Raw genomic sequence first — 19705 nt, forward strand, 5'->3', positions numbered from 1 at the left:
GGTCGCGGCGAAAAGATAAAGAGCGCTTAATGGCTGAACATCCCCGCCGACAGGAAGGGTTGCAGCGTGTCCAGATCGGCCTGACAGGGCTGGCGGGCGTGGTGCTCCTCGTGGGTCTGGCGAATATCGTGATCGACAAGGCGCGGATCGATGATCCGGCGGTCCCGCCGCCCACCGTGTCGACGCTGGACGTCAATGCAGTCGCGCCCAAGGAGCCTTTGGCGGAGCTGGGCGTGCAGCCCGCGCCGGAACAGCAGCCGATCGTCCCGGATCTTCAGCCGGACCCTAATCTGAGCAAGCCGATGGATCGCGACCCACAGCCATCCGGCCGCTGAAGGTCCGAACCGAGCCGCGCATTGCCTGAAGGCGGCGCCACGCACATTCGTGATGTTTCGGCTGGGACCGACCTGGTCCTGCTCGGTGGCCCCCGCTGATCCCGGTTCTAATCGCTGTCATGCTGGGCCGGAGGCCGGGTGGCTTCGCGCGATATGCGCAGGGGCGCTGATCGGCGGGATTTTCTGGGCAATGTTGGGATCAGCCATTTTTGCGTGATTTAGCTGTTGGCGTGGCAGGTGTTGCTTGGCCCAACTCGTCTCAAGAAACGCGAAAACTAACACAGAACCAGAACAAAACGGGATTTCCCAAAATCTCCCGACTTTTCCCTTTTCTTGTGCCCCGGCCCTTGGTATCTAAAACGCATAGGGGTTTGTCAGGCTTTGCTAGTCCTGCGCACCGGGCCGCAATGACGCGGGTTGGTGAGCGGCTGCCTGCGCCCCTGCGAACAGAGGGGCAGCAGTCCGCACGTGCCGGAAATCATTCTCTTTACAGGCAACGCGTTCAGCGTAGCGGACGGCAAGGGCCGGTTCGTGCTGCCTCTGGAGATGCGTCGGCAGGTCAAGCTGTCCAGCGGCGGCGAAACGCGGCTGTATCTCTCCGTCCATGGCGACAACCCCTGCGCCACGGGCTTTGGAGAATCGCATCGCCGTTTCCTGTTCACCGAAGTCGAGGAACTGGCTCGCGAAGCACGGGCGCATGGCCGCGACTATAATGCCGACCTGGAGCTGGAACGCCGACTCGGCACGATCGAGGAGGTGAATTTCGACGACGGCGGCCGCTTTGCCATGCATCCGGACATCAAGGATGAATATGGCATCACCGATGCTGTCTTCTTCTATGGCGTGGGTCGCTATATCCAGATCTGGAAGCCGGAAACGCTGGTCGACAGCAAGGATCGCCCCGAACTGATCCGCAACAAGGTGCGCCGCTGGCTGGACCAGCGCATGGCGGGGGACGGCAAGTGACCGCTCCTGCCGATCTGGATCGTCACATCCCGGTTCTGCTCAACGAAGTGCTGCACGCCCTCGCCATCAACCCCGGCGAGATTCATGTTGATGGCACGTTCGGCGCGGGCGGTTATTCCAGTGCGATGGCGGCGCAGGGCGCGAAGGTTTTTGCCTTCGACCGCGATCCCGATGCCATCCGGGAAGGCGAGGCGCTGGCGAAGGAGAAGGGCATCACCCTGATCGCCGGGGAATTTTCCCGCATGGAGCAATTGCTGGCTGACCGGGGTGTCACCTCGGTCGCCGGCGTGACGCTCGACATCGGTGTGTCTTCGATGCAGCTCGACCGGCCGGAGCGCGGCTTTTCCTTTCAGGCGGACGGCCCCCTCACCATGACGATGAGCCAGAACGGGATGAGCGCCGCCGATTTCCTGAACAACGCCCCTGAGCAGGAGATTGCCGACGTCCTCTATCGCTATGGCGAGGAACCGCGCTCGCGCCGCGTTGCTCGTGCGATTGTGGAAGCGCGTCCGTTGGAGCGCACCGGTCAACTCGCAAGCGTCGTTCGCCGGGCGCTAGGCCACAAGCCACACGACAAGAAGGACCCGGCAACCCGCACCTTCCAGGCGATCCGCATCCATGTGAATCGCGAGCTGGAAGAATTGGAGCGTGGGCTGGAAGCCGCGGAAGCGATGCTGGAAGAGGGCGGTCGATTGGCCGTGGTGACTTTCCACAGCCTGGAAGACCGTATCGTCAAGCAGTTCTTGCGGCAGCGCAGTGGCGGGGAAGGTGCGGGATCGCGCCATTTGCCGGAACGCAAGGCCGCCGCCGAGCCTACCTTTCACAAACCGGCCAAAGCCATTCGCCCCGGCGAGGCAGAGCTGGCCCGCAACCCGCGTGCACGCTCCGCGACTCTGCGCAGCGCCGTTCGTACATCAGCCGCCATTCCTTCCCGGTCCAGTTCTTCTTCCAGGAGCGCCCGCCCATGATCGCGGTGAAGAGGTTGCAGAGCCTGATCTGGATACTGCTCGTCGCGCTGGGTGCGCTTGGCGCCTATCTGGTATCGCTGAAAGTCGCGACCGAGCGTAACGAACTGATGAAGGTGCAGACGCAGATCGCGCGGGCGCGGGCGGACATTCGCTATCTGGAAACGGAGTTCAGCGCGCGAGCGAGCATGCGGCAGCTGGAGCGCTGGAATCAGGATGATTTCATGTACGCGACGCCGACCGCGCAGCAATATCTGGGCGGTGAGCGGGCGCTGGCGAACCTGGATGGCATCCAGCCTAACGGCCCCGACTATGTCGCGCCGCCTGTGATGGTGGCGATGGTCGAAAGCCCTGCCGACCTGCCATCTGCGCCGCAGGCCGCCCCGGCGAGTCCCGCCGCGACCCAGATCCGCAGCGATATCGCGGTGATCCGCGAAGCGCATGCGGCTGATAATGTCGAAAAGATTGTCAAACCCGCTGCCAAGACCGCTGCCGAAAAGGCGAAGGACGATGCGGACGTGTCGAAGCCCAATCCGGTGGCTCGCCACGCGGAACGGATGGCGATGCTGGATGCCAAGCTGCTTGACGACAGCACCATCGGCGACATCAGCGCCAAGGCGGCGCGCGAACGCAAGAAAGGCGCGCGCTGATGGCAACGATCATCGTTCAGCCGGGCGGCGCCAGGGCAGGCAAGCAGCGGGTTGACCTGACGGCGGTTGCGCACAACCGGCTGATGTTGCTGCTGATCCTGTTCATGGCGATCACGGCGGTGGTGATTTTACGGCTCACCTGGGTGGGCATCTTCGCGCATGGCGCTAGCGGCGATGGCGCCGTTTCGGGCCTGCTTCCCGCCCGCGCTGACATCGTCGATCGTAATGGCGTGCCCCTTGCCCGCACGATGGATGCCTATTCCATTGCCGTGCGCCCGTCGAAGCTGATTGGTGAGCCTGCCGAGCTTGCGCGCAAACTACACGAAATTTTCCCTGATGAACCCGAAGCGGCTTTCTACAAGAAGCTGACGGGCAAGGGCTGGGCCTATCTGCGTCGCCGCGCGCTGCCGGAAGAAGTGGCGGCGGTGAATGCGTTGGGCGAGATCGGCATCGAATTTCCCCGTGAGAAGGAACGCCTGTATCCCCAGCGCAGCTTGGCGGCGCATGTGCTCGGCTTTGCGCCCAATGCCGACGGGCAGGGCGGCATGGGGGTCGAAGCGGCGTTCAATGACCGGCTGACCGATCCGGCGCTGCGCGGGCAGCCTTTTGCCATTTCGATCGACAGCCGGGTGCAGGGCGCGCTGGAAAGCGAGCTTTACGCTCAGATGGTGGCGCAAAATGCCAAGGGCGCGGGCGGCATCATCATGGATGCAAACACCGGCGAAGTGATCGCGATGGCGTCAATCCCTGTGTTCGACCCCAACAAGCTGCAAAATTACGCGGGCAAGAAATGCAGCGAATCGCCGCTCTGTAACCATATGGTCCAGGCGCGCTACGAACTGGGTTCGACGTTCAAGCCATTGTCGATCGGCGAGGCGATGGATCGCGGCGTCGTCACTTCAATGGCGAAGCGCTACGACGCGACCGCCCCGCTTGCGGTGGCCGGGTTCAAGATCAAGGACGACCATGCGCTCGGTCGCTGGATCAATGTGCCGGAAATATTGGTGCACAGCTCCAACATCGGAACGGCGCGGATCGCCGATGAAATGGGCGCCGCGCCGATGCAGCAGCTGTTCCGCAATCTGCAATTCGACCAGCGGGCGCCCATCGAGCTGAAAGAACGCGCCAAGAGCATCTGGCCTTATAATTGGGGCCGCATAACGACGATGACCGTGTCCTATGGTCATGGCATCGCCGTGACGCCGCTGCACCTTGCCGCCGCCTATGCGGCATTGGTGAACGGGGGCATCTGGCGGCCCGCCACCTTGCGCAAGCTGCACGCCAATGAAGTGCCCGAAGGCCATCGCGTCTTTTCGGCTGCAACCAGTGCGCGGATGCGGCAGCTGTTGCGGATGATCGTCGCGGCAGGTACAGGTCGCAGCGCCGACGCCAAGGGATTCCGGGTGGGCGGCAAGACGGGTTCCGCCGAGAAGCCTGAAGAAGGCCGGTACAACAAGAGTTCACTGGTGACGACTTTCGCGTCCGCATTTCCGATGGATAATCCCCGCTACGTCGTGCTGACGATGATGGACGAGCCTAAGGGCAACGCGCAGACTTTCGGCCTGCGCACGGCTGCCTGGACGGCCGCGCCGGTGGTCAAGCGCGTGATCGAACGCACCGCCCCGATGCTGGGTGTGCTGCCCGATGAACGGCGGGACGTCGATATTTCCGACCTCATGCCCCTGCTTGGGCAGGACAAGGACAAGGATTGAGATGCGCCTCGGGTCGCTTATCGAGGGGCTGGATGTGAAGCTCGACACGGGGGCGCCGCTGGACGCTTCGGTGTCGGGCTTCGCGATCGATAACCGGAAGGTTGCGCCGGGCACGGTCTTTGGCGCCTTCCAGGGACTGAGGGTGAATGGCGAGGATTTCATCGCCGACGCCGTGCGCGCGGGTGCTGTTGCGGTCGTCGCGCGGCCGGAGGCTAAGGTGGAGGGGACGGTCCATATCGCCCATGACAATCCCCGCCGCTTTTTCGCCTTGCTTGCCGCTCGCTATTTCGCGCCTTTCCCAGAAGTAACCGTTGCCGTCACCGGCACCAACGGCAAGACATCGACCGTCGAGTTGGCCCGCCAGCTTTGGCGCATGCTCGGCCATCATTCCGCTTCGATCGGCACACTCGGCGTCACGACCTCCGTCGATCAGGTATCGACGGGTCTGACGACGCCGGACATCGTTACGTTTCTGTCCAACATGTCGGGGCTGAAGCGCGAGGGTATTACCCACGCAGCCTTCGAAGCGTCGAGCCATGGCCTTGCGCAATATCGGACGGAAGGACTGCCGGTGTCGGCGGCCGCCTTCACCAATCTGTCGCGCGATCATCTCGATTATCATGGCGACATGGACAGCTATTTCGACGCCAAGATGCGGCTGTTCGACGAAGTCGTCGCGTCTGATGGCACCGCTGTCGTCTGGGCCGACGACGCATGGTCGGACAAGGTCATCCAGCGAGCTACGAAGCGGGGGCTTCGTGTGCTGAGCGTCGGGGTGCAGGGGCAGGCATTGCGCCTTGCCAACCGCACCCCGACCCAGTTGGGCCAGGCGCTGGAAATCGAGGTCGGGGGTAAGCTCGACAAGGTCAACCTGCCGCTGATCGGCGCCTATCAGGCCGCGAACGCCTTGACCGCCGCCGGGCTCGTCATTGCAGGCGGCGAGGATGTGGCGAAGGTTCTGGAACTGCTTGGCCGGGTTCAGCCGGTGCGCGGCCGTCTGGAGCGGGCAGTGATCACAAAGGCAGGCGCGCCCATCTATGTCGATTATGCGCATACGCCCGATGGACTGCGCGCCGCGATCGAAGCGCTGCGGCCCCATACGCGCGGCAAGCTGATCGTGCTGTTCGGCGCTGGCGGCGATCGCGATGCTGGCAAGCGGCCGCAGATGGGCAAGGTTGCCGCAGAGTTGGCTGATCATGTCATCGTCACGGACGACAATCCCCGATCAGAGGACCCGTCCGCCATTCGCGCCGCCGTCATGGAGGGGGCGTCGGGCGCGGAGGAAATTGGTGGCCGCCGGGCCGCCATCGCCGCCGCCATTGCGCGGGCCGGTGGGGATGATATCGTGCTGCTCGCGGGCAAGGGGCATGAACAGGGGCAGATCATCGGCGATCGGGTGTTGCCGTTCGACGATGTCACTGTTGCCCGGGAGTGCGCTGGGTGAGCGAGCTTTGGACTTCCGAGGAAATAGCGCAGGCTACAGGGGGTGCCGCTTCGGCACCCTTCGCCGTTTCGGGCGTCGCCTTCGATAGCCGCGAAGTGACCAATGGTGACTTGTTCGTCGCGATGAAGGGCGAGACGACGGACGGCCATCATTACATCGACAAGGCTTTCGGTCAGGGCGCGGCTGGCGCGATTGTCAGTGAGCCTGTTCCTCAACCTCATATATTGGTTCCCGACAGTGCCGCTGCGCTGGAAGCGCTGGGTCGCGCGTCGCGTGCGCGCATGCAGGGCAAGGTGGTTGGGGTCACGGGATCAGTCGGCAAGACCGGCACCAAGGAAGCTCTGTTCCAGGCGCTGGACCGCAGCTGTCCGGGTCAGGTGCATCGGTCGGTCAAGAGCTACAATAATCATGTCGGCGTGCCGCTCAGCCTGTCCCGCATGCCCCGCGCGTCGGCCTTTGGCGTGTTCGAAATGGGCATGAACCATGCCGGTGAACTGGCGCAGTTGACGCGGCAGGTGCGGCCGCATGTCGCCATCGTGACCGCCATCGCCCCGGCCCACATCGAATTTTTCGGCACCGAAGAGAAGATCGCGCAGGCCAAGGCGGAGATATTCGAAGGGCTTGAACCCGACGGCACGGCGGTCATTCCCTATGACAGCCCGCATGTCGCGACGCTCTACGCAAAGGCGGAGCAGCATGCCTCCCGCATCCTGACCTTCGGTTTTGACGAAGAGGCCGATGTGCGCGCGCGTGACATGGTTCCGGCGGCAAACGGCGGCACATTGGTCACGGCCACGCTGCCCAGCGCCGAACTCTGCTTCACCGTGGGTGCGCCCGGCGAACATTGGGTTTCCAACGCGCTGGCCGTGCTCGCGGCGGTCGAGGCATTGGGCGGCGATCTGGCTGCTGCGGGTCTGGCGCTCGCCGAAATGCCGGGCCTGCCTGGCCGTGGCGAGCGGCGGTCTGTCGCCGTTTCGGGCGGCGAAGCGCTGCTGATCGATGAAAGCTACAATGCCAATCCGCTAAGCATGGCCGCCACGCTCAAGCAGTTGGGCAAGGAAAATGCGAGCCGCCGCATCGCCGTGCTGGGCGGCATGCGGGAATTGGGCGATCGCAGCCACGAACTCCATGCCGGACTTGCCGAGCCGCTTGCCGCCGGTCAGGTCGACTATGCCATTCTGGTGGGCGATGAAATGAAACCGCTGGCCGAGGCGCTGCACGGTCAGCAGTTGGCCTTTGATCATGTGCCGGATACGGCGGCCGCCACCAATCTCATTCGGACGGAAATGCGCGCTGGCGACGCCATATTGGTCAAGGGCTCGAACGGCATCGGCCTGTCCCGCCTGGTCGCCGCGCTTGGGGAACATAGGAACTGATGCTCTACTGGCTCGCCCAGACTATGGATTTCGCGGGGGTTTTCAACCTCATCCGCTATCTTAGCTTCCGCGCGGGCGCGACGATCGCGACGGCCTTCGTCATCGGCCTTGTGCTGGGTCCGCGCTTCATCGGCTGGCTGCGGGTGCGGCAGGGTAAGGGTCAGCCGATCCGTGATGATGGTCCGCAGACCCATCTGGCAAAGCGCGGCACGCCGACCATGGGCGGGTTGATGATCCTTACCTCCATGATCACATCGGTGCTGCTCTGGATGGATTTGTCATCCATCTATGTTTGGGCGTGCCTGTTCGTGACGCTGGGTTTCGGCGCGATCGGCTTCCTCGATGATTATGACAAGGTTACGAAGGCCAGCCACAAAGGGCTGTCGGGCAAGATGCGCCTGGCGTTCGAATTCCTGATTGCGGGCATAGCGGCCTGGTTGATCGTCAACCAGCACGGGAATACGGCGCTCTACCTGCCTTTCTACAATGGTCCGGCGATTGAGCTTGGCCCCTTCTACTTCCTCTTCGCTGCATTCGTGATCGTGGCGTTCGGCAACGCTGTGAACCTTACCGATGGTCTCGATGGCCTTGCGACCATGCCGGTCATCATCGCCTGCATGGCGTTCATGGCGATCGTCTATCTGGTCGGTCGCGCGGACTTTGCGGCCTATCTTGGCATCCCGCATGTGCCGGGCGCGGGCAATCTCACCATATTGTGCGGTGCGATCATTGGGGCAGGTTTGGCCTTCCTCTGGTTCAACGCCCCGCCTGCCGCCGTATTCATGGGTGATACCGGCAGCCTTGCGCTGGGCGGGACTATCGGCGTGATCGCGGTGACCGCGCATCATGAAATCGTGCTGGGCGTGATTGGCGGCCTGTTTGTGGTCGAGGCGATGAGCGTGATCATCCAGGTCTTCTTCTACAAGCGCACCGGCAAACGTGTGTTCAAGATGGCCCCGATCCACCATCATTTCGAGCAGCTGGGCTGGGCCGAACCGACGGTCGTGATCCGCTTCTGGATCATCTCCTTCGTGCTGGCCCTTGCCGGTCTCGCTACGCTGAAGCTGCGGTGAGCGAGATGGCACTTACTTCTTCAGCCTTCGCTGGCAAAACATATGCGGTTCTTGGCTTGGCCCGGTCTGGACTCGCGACTGTAGAGGCGCTTGTGGCCAGCGGTGCGCGCGTCGTCGCCTGGGACAATCGGGACGAAGCGCGCGCTGCTGTCGCGGACAAGGCCGAACTTGCGGACCCGCTGGAGATCGACCTCGCGGGCTTTGACGGCGTTGTTGTTTCTCCCGGCGTGCCACTCAACAAGCATCCGATCGCCATGCATGCCAAGCTCGCGGGCGTGCCCGTCATCGGCGACATCGAACTTTTCGCGCTCGCTCGGCCGACGCTGCCCGCGCATCGCGTGGTTGGCATTACCGGCACCAACGGCAAGTCGACCACGACCGCGCTGGTCCATCATATCATAGAAGCAGCAGGCATTCCGACCCGGATGGGCGGTAATATCGGTTTGCCCATTTTGGGGCAGGAGCCGTTGCCGGAGGGCGGCATCTATGTCCTGGAACTGTCCAGCTATCAGATTGACCTGACCCAGAGCCTGGACTGCGATGTCGCGGTGCTGCTCAACATCACGCCGGATCATCTCGATCGCTATAATGGCTTTGAAGGCTATGTCGCGTCGAAGGCCAGGCTGTTCGCCATGCAGTCGCCGGACCATGTCGCGGTGATCGCGACGGAGGATGAATCGAGCCGGTCCATCGCGGCCCAGCCGGGCGCTCGCCGGGTAGAGGTGAAGGCTGGGGACATCGATCCCGCCGCGCAGGCGAACTGGCCGTCGCTTCAGGGGCCGCACAACGCGCAGAACGCAGCGATAGCCCTCGCCGTCGCGCGCGCGCTGGGCATCGATGAAGCGACGATCGAGGCCGCGCTGCAAAGCTATGCCAGCCTGCCGCACCGGATGCAGCGCGTGAAGGAGCTGAACGGCGTTCTTTACGTCAACGACAGCAAGGCGACCAACCCCGCCTCGACGGCGCCCGCACTGGCGGCCTATCCGCCCGTTGACGGTCGGCCGCGCCTGCACTGGATCGTCGGAGGTCTGGCAAAGACAGACAATCTGGACGAATGCGCGCCATGGTTTGGCAATGTCGCAGCCGCTTACACCATCGGCGAAGCGGGGCATATGTTCGCCGACCTGCTCAAAGACCATATGGCGGTGAATGACAGCGAGATGCTATCGGCCGCCGTTCGCCGCGCGGCGCGTGTAGCACAGCCGGGCGACGTTGTGCTGCTTTCGCCAGCCTGTGCCAGTTTCGACCAATTCCGGGATTTCGAGGCGAGAGGCGATGCCTTCGTCGCGGCCGTCACGGCGCTGGAAGAAGGGGGCTTGGACGGTTAAGGGCTGCGCAGGGGCGAAGAAGGGGCGATTATAATGTTCAGGGCAGGCGAACTGGTGAAGGGGTTCAAGAACCGCACCGTTCCGCGCGAGCGTACGGCCCTGGCCATCTGGTTTTGGGAGATTGATCGCGTTCTTCTCTCGCTGATCGTCGCGCTGATGGCGATCGGTCTGGTTGCCGTCGCGGCGGCTTCCCCCGTAGCGGCGATCGATCGTTCGACCAGCAGTGTCTCAGTCACGCCGCTCATCTATTTCTATCGCCAGCTTATGTGGGTCTTCATCGGTCTGCCGATCATGCTGGTCATATCGATGTTGCCCCGGCAGCAGGCCCGGCGGTTGGCCATGTTCATGACCGCCTTTTTCATCGTGATGTTGCTGTGCGTGCCGATCCTGGGATCGACGGTGAACGGCGCGCGGCGATGGATCGACCTGCCCGGCTTCCGCTTTCAGCCTTCGGAATTTCTGAAGCCTGTCTACGTCGTCACCATGGCCTGGCTGCTTTCGCTGCGGGGCAAGGACATGTCCTTGCCGGTCATTCCGCTGACCGGCGTGTTGACGCTGTTGATCGCGGCGATCCTGATGAAGCAGCCGGACTTTGGCCAGACGGTGATCTTCCTCGCTTGCTGGGGCTGCCTGTTGCTGCTGTCCGGCGTGTCGATGCGGTTCATCGGCATGATGGGTGGCGTGGCGCTGGCTGGCCTGATCGCGATGTACATGTTCTACGAAAATGGTCGTCAGCGCATCAATGACTTCCTTGGCATCGGCGTCGCGCAGGATACAGGGCCGGACCAGACTGAGCTGGCGTTTCGCACGATCACCCATGGCGGCTTCACAGGGGTGGGGCCGGGTGGCGGCCAGGAGAAATTCCGCCTGCCCGAAGCGCACACCGACTATATCTTTTCCGTGATCGGTGAAGAGTTCGGGCTGCTCGCCTGCATCGGCATCGCCTGCGTTTACCTGGCGATCGTCGTCCGCGTGCTGCTGCGCATGCTGGACGAGGATGATAATTTTACGATCCTGGCCGCAGCGGGCCTTACAACGCAGTTCGGGTTGCAGGCGATCATCAATATGGGCGTCAATGCCCAGATATTTCCTTCGAAGGGCATGACGCTGCCCTTTATCAGCTATGGCGGCTCCTCTATGCTGGCCCTTTGTATCGGGGTCGGCCTGCTGCTTGCGTTCACACGGCGCAATCCCTTCATGGGGCGGCATACCGTCGTCAAATGGAGTGGTCGATGAGCATTTCCCGTCACTTCGTCCTCGCCGCAGGTGGGACGGGCGGTCACATGATTCCGGCGCATGCCGTGGCCGAAGAGTTGATGGCGCGCGGCCACCATGTTGCTTTGGTCACGGATGAACGCGGCGCTAAGATCCCCGGCATCTTCGATCGCGCGCAGGTGCATGTCCTGCCCGCTGGCCGCATGACGAAAAACCCGAAAAGCTGGCTGGGCGCGCTTAAGGCCATTCTTGCAGGCCGCGCCATGGCCCGCCGCCTTAACGAGACCTTCCGCCCCACCGCTGTCGTCGGCTTTGGCGGCTATCCCGCCATGCCTGCGCTGTTGGGTGCACTGGCGGACGGCATCCCGACCGCCATCCACGAACAGAATGCCGTGCTGGGCCGGGTCAACCGTTTTCTCGCCCGTCGCGTCGATGCGATCGCTACGGCTTACCCGAAGGTGGAGCGCCTGCGCGACAAATATGCGGGCAAGGTGCATCTCGTCGGCAACCCGGTCCGTGAGGAAGTGAAGGCGCTGCGGGACGAGGAATTCCCGGCGCTGACAGACGAAAGCGTATTCCGCGTGCTCGTGATCGGCGGCAGCCAGGGCGCCAGCATCCTCTCTTCTGTCGTGCCGGATGGCCTTGGCATGTTGCCGCTCAGCCTGCGCCGCCGTTTGCAGGTGACGCAGCAATGCCGCGCCGAAGATATCGAGCGGGTGCGGCGCTTCTATGCCGATCTTGAGATTCCGGCGGATTTGGCAACCTATTTCAACGATGTGCCGGAAAAACTGAGCTGGTCGCATCTGGTGATCGCTCGCGCGGGTGCTTCGACGCTGGCGGAACTTACCTGTGCGGGCCGTCCCGCCATCCTCGTCCCGCTGCCGAGCGCGATGGACGACCATCAGACCGTCAACGCGCGCGAGATGACGGAAGCAGGCGGCGCGCGGACGATCCCGCAGTCGCGCTTCACCGCCGTGGAACTGGCCAAGCAGATGCAGAAGATGGCGATGGAACCGGGCGCGCTTCAGAACGCAGCCAAGCGCGCCCGTGCCTGTGGCCGTCCCAATGCGGCGCGCGACATGGCCGACCTACTTGAAAGCATCGGCCCCGCGCCGATCATGAACGATCCTTTGAAAGTCGGCCCGGTGCCGACCAGTTTAAATTTGCAGGGCGTCCCTGCATGATGAGTACCCACCTCTCCCCGTTCGGGCTGAGCCTGTCGAAGCCCTTTTCTTCCGTGAAGCAAGAAGTGAAGCCCTTCGACAAGTTCTGGGCGAACGGATGTTTGTACAAGGAATCCCGCGCATGAAGGGTGTCGGCACCGACATCGGCACGATCCATTTCATCGGCATTGGCGGCATCGGCATGTCCGGCATCGCCGAGGTGATGCACAATCTGGGTTACAAGGTTCAGGGTTCCGACGTGGCCGAGGGCTATGTCGTCGAAGGGCTGCGCAAAAAGGGCATCGACGTGATGATCGGTCATAAGGCCGAAAATCTGGGCGACGCCGCCGTGGTCGTGACGTCGACCGCGATCAAGAAGGGCAATCCGGAAGTCGATCTGGCGCTGGAGAAGCGGGTGCCCGTCATTCGCCGCGCGGAAATGCTGGCCGAGCTGATGCGCCTGAAATCCACGGTCGCTGTCGCGGGCACCCATGGCAAGACCACAACCACCTCGATGGTCGCGGCGCTGCTGGACGCTGGCGGGGTGGACCCGACCGTCATCAACGGCGGCATCATCAACAGCTATGGCTCCAACGCCCGCCTTGGCAAAAGCGACTGGATGGTGGTGGAGGCCGATGAGAGCGACGGCAGCTTCCTGCGCTTGGACGGCACGTTGGCGGTCGTCACCAACATCGATCCCGAGCATCTCGACCATTATGGCAGCTTCGACAAGGTGAAGGACGCCTTCGTCGAGTTTGTCGAAAATGTGCCCTTCTACGGCGCGGCGATGCTCTGCCTTGACCATCCGGAGGTGCAGGCAATCCTGCCGCGTGTGCAGGACCGGCGCATCGTCACCTATGGTTTCTCGGCCCAGGCCGATATTCGCGGCGAAAATGTGCAGCCCATCCCCGGCGGCAACCGCTTCGATGTGCAAATCCGCGAGCGCGACGGTTCGCTCCGCCGGATCGAAGGTGTCGAAATGCCGATGCCCGGCCGCCATAATGTGCTGAACGCCATGGCGGCGATCGGCGTGGCGCTGCAGATGGGCATCGATGACGCGACGATCCAGACGGGCTTTGCCAAGTTCGGCGGGGTGAAGCGCCGCTTTACCAAGGTTGGCGAAATCCCAGCGGGGCAGGGGGTCGCGACCGTCATCGACGATTATGGCCACCACCCGGTCGAGATCAAGGCGGTGCTCGCCGCCGCGCGCGAGGGCGCCAAGGGCCGCGTCATCGCCGTGGTTCAGCCGCATCGCTTCACGCGCCTCCGCGACCTGATGGACGAGTTCCAGCAGGCGTTCAACGATGCCGATGTCGTTTATGCCGCCCCCGTCTATCCGGCCGGGGAACAGCCGATCGAAGGCGTGGACAGCGCCGAGCTGGTCGCGGGCCTGAAGCGTCGGGGGCATCGCCACGCCGCGACGGTCGAGGGCGCGGATGATCTGGCCCGGGTTATCGCTGATGATCTTCAGGCTGACGATATGATCATCTGCCTTGGCGCGGGTGACATCACCAAATGGGCCGCAGGTCTGGCACCGGCCGTCGCGGCGAAAGAAGCCGCCTGATGCGCCTGCCCCAAACCTTCGCGCTGGGAGTATCGGGTTGACCACGACAGTGGCACCCCTGCCTGCTGTTCGCGGGTCGTTGAAGGCTGACGCGCCGCTGGCTCCGCTCGTCTGGTTCAAGGCGGGCGGTGTCGCGCAGTGGCTGTTCGAGCCCAAGGATGCTGAGGATTTGTCGGACTTCCTTGCCGGTCTCGATCCGGCCGTCCCGGTGATGGCGCTTGGTCTTGGCTCCAACCTGATCGTGCGCGACGGAGGCGTTCCGGGCGTCGTCGTGCGTCTGGGCAAACCCTTCGCGAAGGTGGAACAGATCGACGCCACCGCGATCCGCTGTGGGGGAGGGGCGTCCGGTATCCTCGTGTCCTCAACCGCGCGGGATGCGGGCATTGCGGGGCTTGAGTTTTTGCGCTCGATCCCCGGCACGGTGGGCGGTTTCGTGCGAATGAATGGCGGCGCTTACGGGCGCGAAACCTGCGACATTCTGGTCGAGTGCGACGTGGTACTGCGTTTCGGCGAGCGGGTGACGCTGCCGCTCGACGCCTTGGGCTATACCTATCGGCACAGCACTCTGCCCGAAGGCGCGGTGGTGGTCAGCGCCGTGTTCCGGGGTGTTCCCGGTGATCCAGCCGCTATTCAGGCCGAGATGGATCGCATCGCCGCCGCGCGCGAGGAAAGCCAGCCGCTCCGCAGCAAGACTGGCGGATCGACCTTCAAGAATCCGGATGGTCACAAGGCCTGGGCGCTGGTCGATGAGGCGGGCTGCCGGGGACTGCAATTGGGTGGCGCTCAGGTTTCGGAAAAGCATACCAACTTCCTGCTCAACCTTGGCGACGCCACAAGCTCCGACATCGAGGCGCTAGGTGAGGAAGTTCGCCGCCGGGTGAAGGCAAAGAGCGGTATCGAGCTTGAATGGGAAATTCAGCGGGTGGGGGTGAGGACGTGACCCGCGCCGCCTTCCCGTCATCCCAGCGGCCCGAAGGGCGGCGCCAGCCAACGCTGGGATCTCCTTCCTCCTTCCCAGCTTTCGCTGAGATGACGAATATAATTGATCCGGAGTTCTACAAATGACCCGTGGCCCCTGGCATGTCGCCGTCCTCATGGGAGGCTGGTCCGCCGAGCGCCCAGTGTCGCTGATGAGCGGCGAGGGTGTTGCAAAGGCACTGGAATCGCGTGGGCATCAGGTCACGCGGATCGACATGGACCACAATGTCGCAGCCCGTCTCGCCGAAACCAAAGCGGATGTTGTGTTCAACGCGCTTCATGGCGTGCCGGGCGAGGATGGCACGGTGCAAGGCATGATGGACCTAATGGGCCTCACCTACACCCATTCGGGCCTTGCTACCTCTGTGATCGCGATCGACAAGCAGCTGACCAAGCAGGCGCTCGTGCCCCAAGGCATCCCAATGCCCGGCGGTCACATCGTTGACAGCGCCAGCCTGTTCGAAGCCGATCCCTTGCCACGCCCCTATGTGGTGAAGCCGGTCAATGAAGGCAGCTCCGTCGGCGTCGCCATCGTCACGCAGGACGGCAATTATGGGTCGCCCATCGGCCGTGATGTGGAAGGCCCTTGGCAGCATTTCGATCAGCTGCTCGCCGAGCCTTATATCCGGGGCCGGGAGCTAACCACCGCCGTTCTGGGCGATGAGGCTCTGTTGGTAACCGAATTGCGTCCTAAGAGCGGCTTCTATGATTTCGACGCCAAATATACCGACGGCATGACCGAACATGTCTGCCCGGCCGAAATTCCGAACGACATCGGCGAAGCGTGCAAGGCGATCGCCCTGCGCGCGCATCAGCTTCTGGGCTGCAAGGGCGCTTCGCGATCCGATTTCCGCTGGGATGATACGCAGGGGGTAGAGGGGCTCTACCTTCTGGAGGTGAACACCCAGCCCGGCATGACGCCGCTCAGCCTCGTGCCGGAGCAGGCGGCGAAACTGGGCATTGACTATGCCGAGCTGGTCGAGCGTATTGTCGAGGATGCGCTGATGCAGAAACAGGGCGCTAAGGGGGCAGGGCATGGCTGAAGCACGCATCCGACGCGGAGGGACGGCGCGGCTGACGCGCACGGCCGGACCCCGCAGCCGCAATGGATCGGGTCGGGGCAAGCCGGGCAAGCGTCGTTCCTGGTTCGGCCGCATGCTGCACGCGCTTCCGGTGAGCGAAGACACGCTGCAACGCATGGCGAGCTGGGCCATCGTGGGCATCGTCGTCGCTGCCGTCGGTGGCATCGCCATGCTGCTGGGCGTGCCAGCGATCGCCGGGCAGAAGGCGGCGGAGGTCGCAGCCAATGCCGGTTTCGAAGTGCAGAAGGTCGAAGTGCGCGGCGTTGAGCGCATGGACGAACTGCCGGTCTATAATATCGCGCTGGGTCAGGTGGACCGCTCCATGCTGTCGCTCGACCTGCCCAAGGTCCGCGACGAAATGCTGAAGCTCGGCTGGGTCAAGGACGCGCGCATTTCGCGGCGCCTGCCGGACACGCTGGTGGTCGATATTGTGGAGCGCGATCCGGTCGCTGTGTGGCAGCATGATGGGCAGTTGCACTTGATCGATGTTCAGGGCGTGGTGCTTCAGTCCGTGTCTACGGATGCGATGCCGGACTTGCCGCTGGTCGTCGGCCCCGACGCGAACCGCCAGACGGCGGGCCTCAACAAGCTTATGGAAAATGCGCCCGCGCTGAAGCCCATGCTGGCCGGTGCGACCTGGGTCGGGAACCGCCGCTGGGATTTGCGCTTTCAGTCCGGCGAAACGCTTTCGCTGCCTGAAGGAGACAGGGCCTCTGCGACCGCGCTCGTCAATTTCGCGCGCATGGACGGCGTCAATCGCCTGCTGGGCCGCGGCATCGTGAAGTTTGATATGCGCGATCCTGATCGCTTCATCCTGCGCCTGCCGCAGAACCAGGTGAGCGATAAAGCCGAAGTAAGTGCTCCCGCCGCGCCTCAGGGCGAGGAAGGCTGACGCGCATGGGCCAGCCCAAGGTCGATAAACTCGTCACCGCGATCGACATCGGATCGTGGAAGGTTTCCGCGCTCATCGCTGGCCGGACCGAGACGGGCGAACTCGCGATATTGGGCACGGGCCAACGGGAAAGCCGTGGCGTCCGGCGGGGCTTCATCGCCGACATGGAGCGCACCGAACTGGCCGTGCGCGAAACGGTCGAGCAGGCGGAGCGCGTCGCTGGCATCAATATCGAAGATGTGTGGGTCAGCTTCTCTGGCGGAAGCCTCGTCAGCGACGTTGTGACGGTCGAGCGCGATATGGGCGGCTATCGCGTAGAGCAGCCCGATATCGATGATCTGCTCGCGACGGGCCAGCAGGGCATCGATCCCGATGGGCGGGTCATCCTTCATGCCCAGCCCACCTGCTTCACGATCAACGGCAAGGTGCCGGTGAAAAAGCCGCTCGGCATGCATGCCGACCTGCTCGGCGTCGATATCCATGTCGTGCTGGCGGACGGCGCGCCGCTCGCCAACCTCGACCTGTGCGTGCGCGGGGCCTATCTCAACGTCAATTCGATTGTCGCTTCGCCGATCGCGACAGGCCTTGCTTGCCTTTCCGAAGAGGAAAGGGACCTCGGCGTTGCGCTGGTGGAATTGGGCGCGGGCGTGACCAATGTCTCCCTCTATGCGGGCGGCATGCTGGTTGGCTTGCACAGCATTCCGATCGGCGCCTCGGACATCACCGACGACATCGCCTCAGCCTTCGGCATTCGCCGCAGCCAGGCCGAGCGGATCAAATGTTTCTATGGTTCGGCGATGCAGAACCGCCGCGATTTTCGCGAGATGATCGAGATCGCCGCGCCTCATGGAGACGTGGCCGTGCCGGGACAGAGCGCTGGTCCGAACGCGGACGGCGGCAAGATAACGCGCGCCGCGCTGGTCGCCGTGATTTGCGAACGGCTGAACCAGTTGATGACGGAGATTAACGCGGCGCTCGCGGGGATGGGCTTCAATACGCCGACGGGACGCCAAGTCGTGCTGACCGGTGGCGGTGCGGAAATGAAGGGCATTGCCGACTATGCGCAGGGTGCGCTGGGCCGGGCCGTCCGGATCGGCAGGCCGCGTGGATTGGCTGCGCTGCCAGAGGCGCATAGCGGCCCTGCCTTCGCAACGCTCGCCGGTCTGGCGCTTTACGGCGCATCAAACCCGGTTGACCTTAGAACGATAGCGCCTGCGCCACAAACCGTTCATCGTATCAACGCACCGCAATGGTGGCAGCGGATGGTGCGGGCGATGAAGACAAACTATTGAATAAATCTAAAGCCAGACGAACTTTGCTAGTGAAATACGCTATTTTCTGTTGCATTAACTTTCGATGACAGTTTCGCTCATGTCGCCGAAGCTGGAGGGAGCTAGAATTTATGAGCATTGAGATCAGCCCACCGCATGTGGACGAGTTGAAGCCTCGCATCGCGGTGATCGGCGTAGGCGGCGCGGGCGGCAACGCCATCGCGAACATGATCGCCGCGTCGGTTGAGGGCGTGGATTTCATCGTCGCCAACACCGATGCGCAGGCGCTGAACGCCTCGCCCGCCGAGCGCCGCATTCAGCTCGGGCCCCAGATCACCGAGGGTCTCGGCGCAGGATCGCGTCCGGAAATCGGCAAGGCAGCGGCTGAGGAAACCATCGCATCGGTTGAGGACGCGCTGAATGGCGCGCACATGTGCTTCATCGCCGCTGGTATGGGCGGCGGCACCGGAACCGGCGCTGCGCCCGTCATCGCCAAGGCGGCGCGCGACAAGGGCATCCTGACCGTCGGCGTGGTGACCAAGCCCTTCACCTTCGAGGGCAATCGCCGCATGAAGTCCGCCGAGAGCGGCATCGAGGAACTGCAAAAGCATGTCGATACCCTCATCGTCATTCCGAACCAGAACCTGTTCCTGATCGCGAACCCGAACACCACCTTCAAGGAAGCCTTCCAGATGGCTGACGAGGTGTTGCAGCAGGGCGTTCGCGGCATCACCGATCTCATGGTCATGCCGGGCCTCATCAACCTCGACTTCGCCGACGTCCGTTCCGTGATGGGCGAAATGGGCAAGGCAATGATGGGCACCGGCGAAGCCGAAGGCGACGGCCGTGCGCTTCAGGCGGCGGAAAAGGCGATTGCCAACCCGCTGCTCGACGGCGTGTCGATGCGCGGCGCGAAGGGCGTCATCGTTTCCATCGTGGGCGGCGACGACATGCGCCTGATGGAAGTCGATGAAGCCGCCAATCACATTCGCGAACTGGTTGATCCGGACGCGAACATCATCTGGGGTTCGGCCTTCAATGACGGTCTCAATGGCAAGATCCGCGTTTCGGTTGTTGCCACTGGTATCGATAGCGAAGCAACCGGTGGCGCCGCGCCGCTGACCCAGCCGTTCAGCTTCGCCAGCCGTCCGGCTGTCGCCGTTCCTGCCGCAGCGTCGCGCCCGGCTCCGCAGCCTGCTCCGGCCTCAGCCCCCGAAGCCGAGCCCGAAACGCTCGAACTCGATGTGCCTGCCGCGCCCGAACCTGCGCCGATCGCTGCGCCGGTCGAGGAACGGGCCGCCGCAGCGCCCCGGCCTGCCCCGGCGGCTGCCTCCGCGCGTCCTGCTGCCGTGTTTTCGGACGAGGACCCGTCGCAGGATGAACTGCTGCTCGGCGCAGAGGAAGTCGAAGCACAGCCTGCACCGGCACCGGCTCCCGCGCCTCAGGCTGCGCCGCGCGCTGCTTCTGGTGGAACCCTGTTCGAACGTATGGCCGGTCTCACGCGAGGTTCCGACAAGAATGCCGGACTGAGCGACGATGCCGGATCGACGCCCGACATTCCGCGCTTCCTCAACCGTCAAAGCAACCAGTAAGACGGCGGTCCATAGGCTGTCTTATGTTTTGAAGCGCGCCATCGGCTGCATCGGGCGGCCGGGCGCGCTTTATCTTTCGATAAATTTCCCATTCACGCA

General features: G+C 63.4%; 17 protein-coding genes. All 17 read left to right on the forward strand.

What is annotated here, in order from left to right:
* The first annotated feature begins 29 nt into the window (after positions 1-29).
* Positions 30-335: a hypothetical protein gene (locus tag IZV00_RS01300; protein ID WP_196225442.1), complete on the forward strand. Its 306-nt coding sequence runs from the start codon at positions 30-32 to the stop codon at positions 333-335.
* A 468-nt stretch (positions 336-803) separates the two neighbouring features.
* Complete coding sequence (locus IZV00_RS01305) at positions 804-1301, forward strand: division/cell wall cluster transcriptional repressor MraZ (protein WP_196225443.1); 498 nt, start codon at positions 804-806, stop codon at positions 1299-1301.
* Positions 1298-2269, forward strand: a complete 972-nt coding sequence (rsmH, locus tag IZV00_RS01310; RefSeq protein ID WP_196225444.1) for a 16S rRNA (cytosine(1402)-N(4))-methyltransferase RsmH — start codon at positions 1298-1300, stop codon at positions 2267-2269. The genes IZV00_RS01305 and rsmH overlap by 4 nt, the downstream gene beginning before the upstream one ends.
* Entirely contained in the window at positions 2266-2916 is a 651-nt protein-coding gene (locus IZV00_RS01315; protein ID WP_196225445.1) for a colicin transporter, read from the forward strand. The genes rsmH and IZV00_RS01315 overlap by 4 nt, the downstream gene beginning before the upstream one ends.
* On the forward strand, positions 2916-4628 hold the full coding sequence (locus IZV00_RS01320; protein WP_196225446.1) for a peptidoglycan D,D-transpeptidase FtsI family protein: 1713 nt from the start codon (positions 2916-2918) through the stop codon (positions 4626-4628). The genes IZV00_RS01315 and IZV00_RS01320 overlap by 1 nt, the downstream gene beginning before the upstream one ends.
* Position 4629: 1 nt before the next feature.
* A complete protein-coding gene (locus IZV00_RS01325; protein WP_196225447.1) occupies positions 4630-6072 on the forward strand; it encodes a UDP-N-acetylmuramoyl-L-alanyl-D-glutamate--2,6-diaminopimelate ligase in 1443 nt (480 codons plus the stop codon).
* Entirely contained in the window at positions 6069-7448 is a 1380-nt protein-coding gene (locus tag IZV00_RS01330; RefSeq protein ID WP_196225448.1) for a UDP-N-acetylmuramoyl-tripeptide--D-alanyl-D-alanine ligase, read from the forward strand. Before IZV00_RS01325 ends, IZV00_RS01330 begins: the two co-directional genes overlap by 4 nt.
* On the forward strand, positions 7448-8521 hold the full coding sequence (mraY, locus tag IZV00_RS01335) for a phospho-N-acetylmuramoyl-pentapeptide-transferase (protein WP_196225449.1): 1074 nt from the start codon (positions 7448-7450) through the stop codon (positions 8519-8521). The genes IZV00_RS01330 and mraY overlap by 1 nt, the downstream gene beginning before the upstream one ends.
* A 5-nt stretch (positions 8522-8526) precedes the next feature.
* Positions 8527-9849, forward strand: coding sequence for a UDP-N-acetylmuramoyl-L-alanine--D-glutamate ligase (gene murD, locus IZV00_RS01340; protein WP_196225450.1), 1323 nt, complete (start codon positions 8527-8529; stop codon positions 9847-9849).
* Positions 9850-9882: 33 nt separating this feature from the next.
* Positions 9883-11085 carry a putative lipid II flippase FtsW gene (ftsW, locus tag IZV00_RS01345; protein ID WP_196225451.1) on the forward strand — a complete coding sequence of 401 codons (1203 nt, stop codon included), beginning with the start codon at positions 9883-9885 and terminating at the stop codon, positions 11083-11085.
* Complete coding sequence (gene murG / locus IZV00_RS01350; RefSeq protein WP_196225452.1) at positions 11082-12248, forward strand: undecaprenyldiphospho-muramoylpentapeptide beta-N-acetylglucosaminyltransferase; 1167 nt, start codon at positions 11082-11084, stop codon at positions 12246-12248. The genes ftsW and murG overlap by 4 nt, the downstream gene beginning before the upstream one ends.
* A gap of 121 nt (positions 12249-12369) precedes the next feature.
* Positions 12370-13791 carry a UDP-N-acetylmuramate--L-alanine ligase gene (gene murC, locus IZV00_RS01355; protein ID WP_196225453.1) on the forward strand — a complete coding sequence of 474 codons (1422 nt, stop codon included), beginning with the start codon at positions 12370-12372 and terminating at the stop codon, positions 13789-13791.
* Between the two features lie 49 nt (positions 13792-13840).
* Positions 13841-14731 (forward strand): UDP-N-acetylmuramate dehydrogenase, encoded by an 891-nt coding sequence (gene murB, locus IZV00_RS01360; protein WP_196226445.1) that lies wholly within the window; start codon positions 13841-13843, stop codon positions 14729-14731.
* A gap of 121 nt (positions 14732-14852) precedes the next feature.
* Positions 14853-15812 (forward strand): D-alanine--D-alanine ligase, encoded by a 960-nt coding sequence (locus tag IZV00_RS01365; protein WP_196225454.1) that lies wholly within the window; start codon positions 14853-14855, stop codon positions 15810-15812.
* The gene (locus tag IZV00_RS01370; protein ID WP_196225455.1) at positions 15805-16743 is read left to right on the forward strand and encodes a cell division protein FtsQ/DivIB; all 939 of its coding nucleotides are present in this window, start codon (positions 15805-15807) and stop codon (positions 16741-16743) included. The genes IZV00_RS01365 and IZV00_RS01370 overlap by 8 nt, the downstream gene beginning before the upstream one ends.
* A 5-nt stretch (positions 16744-16748) precedes the next feature.
* Entirely contained in the window at positions 16749-18035 is a 1287-nt protein-coding gene (gene ftsA, locus IZV00_RS01375; RefSeq protein WP_196225456.1) for a cell division protein FtsA, read from the forward strand.
* A 110-nt stretch (positions 18036-18145) separates the two neighbouring features.
* Positions 18146-19606 carry a cell division protein FtsZ gene (gene ftsZ / locus IZV00_RS01380; RefSeq protein ID WP_196225457.1) on the forward strand — a complete coding sequence of 487 codons (1461 nt, stop codon included), beginning with the start codon at positions 18146-18148 and terminating at the stop codon, positions 19604-19606.
* Positions 19607-19705 lie beyond the last annotated feature (99 nt).

It is taken from the genome of Sphingobium sp. Cam5-1 (genome assembly GCF_015693305.1).
GTDB lineage: Bacteria > Pseudomonadota > Alphaproteobacteria > Sphingomonadales > Sphingomonadaceae > Sphingobium.

Excerpts from the sequence above, each read along its gene's own strand:
- IZV00_RS01300 (WP_196225442.1), top strand. The coding sequence starts at position 30 with ATGGCTGAACATCCCCGCCGACAGGAAGGGTTGCAGCGTGTCCAGATC.
- IZV00_RS01315 (WP_196225445.1), top strand. The coding sequence starts at position 2,266 with ATGATCGCGGTGAAGAGGTTGCAGAGCCTGATCTGGATACTGCTCGTC.
- IZV00_RS01320 (WP_196225446.1), top strand. The coding sequence starts at position 2,916 with ATGGCAACGATCATCGTTCAGCCGGGCGGCGCCAGGGCAGGCAAGCAG.
- IZV00_RS01325 (WP_196225447.1), top strand. The coding sequence starts at position 4,630 with ATGCGCCTCGGGTCGCTTATCGAGGGGCTGGATGTGAAGCTCGACACG.
- mraY (WP_196225449.1), top strand. The coding sequence starts at position 7,448 with ATGCTCTACTGGCTCGCCCAGACTATGGATTTCGCGGGGGTTTTCAAC.
- murD (WP_196225450.1), top strand. The coding sequence starts at position 8,527 with ATGGCACTTACTTCTTCAGCCTTCGCTGGCAAAACATATGCGGTTCTT.
- ftsW (WP_196225451.1), top strand. The coding sequence starts at position 9,883 with ATGTTCAGGGCAGGCGAACTGGTGAAGGGGTTCAAGAACCGCACCGTT.
- murG (WP_196225452.1), top strand. The coding sequence starts at position 11,082 with ATGAGCATTTCCCGTCACTTCGTCCTCGCCGCAGGTGGGACGGGCGGT.
- murC (WP_196225453.1), top strand. The coding sequence starts at position 12,370 with ATGAAGGGTGTCGGCACCGACATCGGCACGATCCATTTCATCGGCATT.
- IZV00_RS01365 (WP_196225454.1), top strand. The coding sequence starts at position 14,853 with ATGACCCGTGGCCCCTGGCATGTCGCCGTCCTCATGGGAGGCTGGTCC.
- IZV00_RS01370 (WP_196225455.1), top strand. The coding sequence starts at position 15,805 with ATGGCTGAAGCACGCATCCGACGCGGAGGGACGGCGCGGCTGACGCGC.
- ftsA (WP_196225456.1), top strand. The coding sequence starts at position 16,749 with ATGGGCCAGCCCAAGGTCGATAAACTCGTCACCGCGATCGACATCGGA.
- ftsZ (WP_196225457.1), top strand. The coding sequence starts at position 18,146 with ATGAGCATTGAGATCAGCCCACCGCATGTGGACGAGTTGAAGCCTCGC.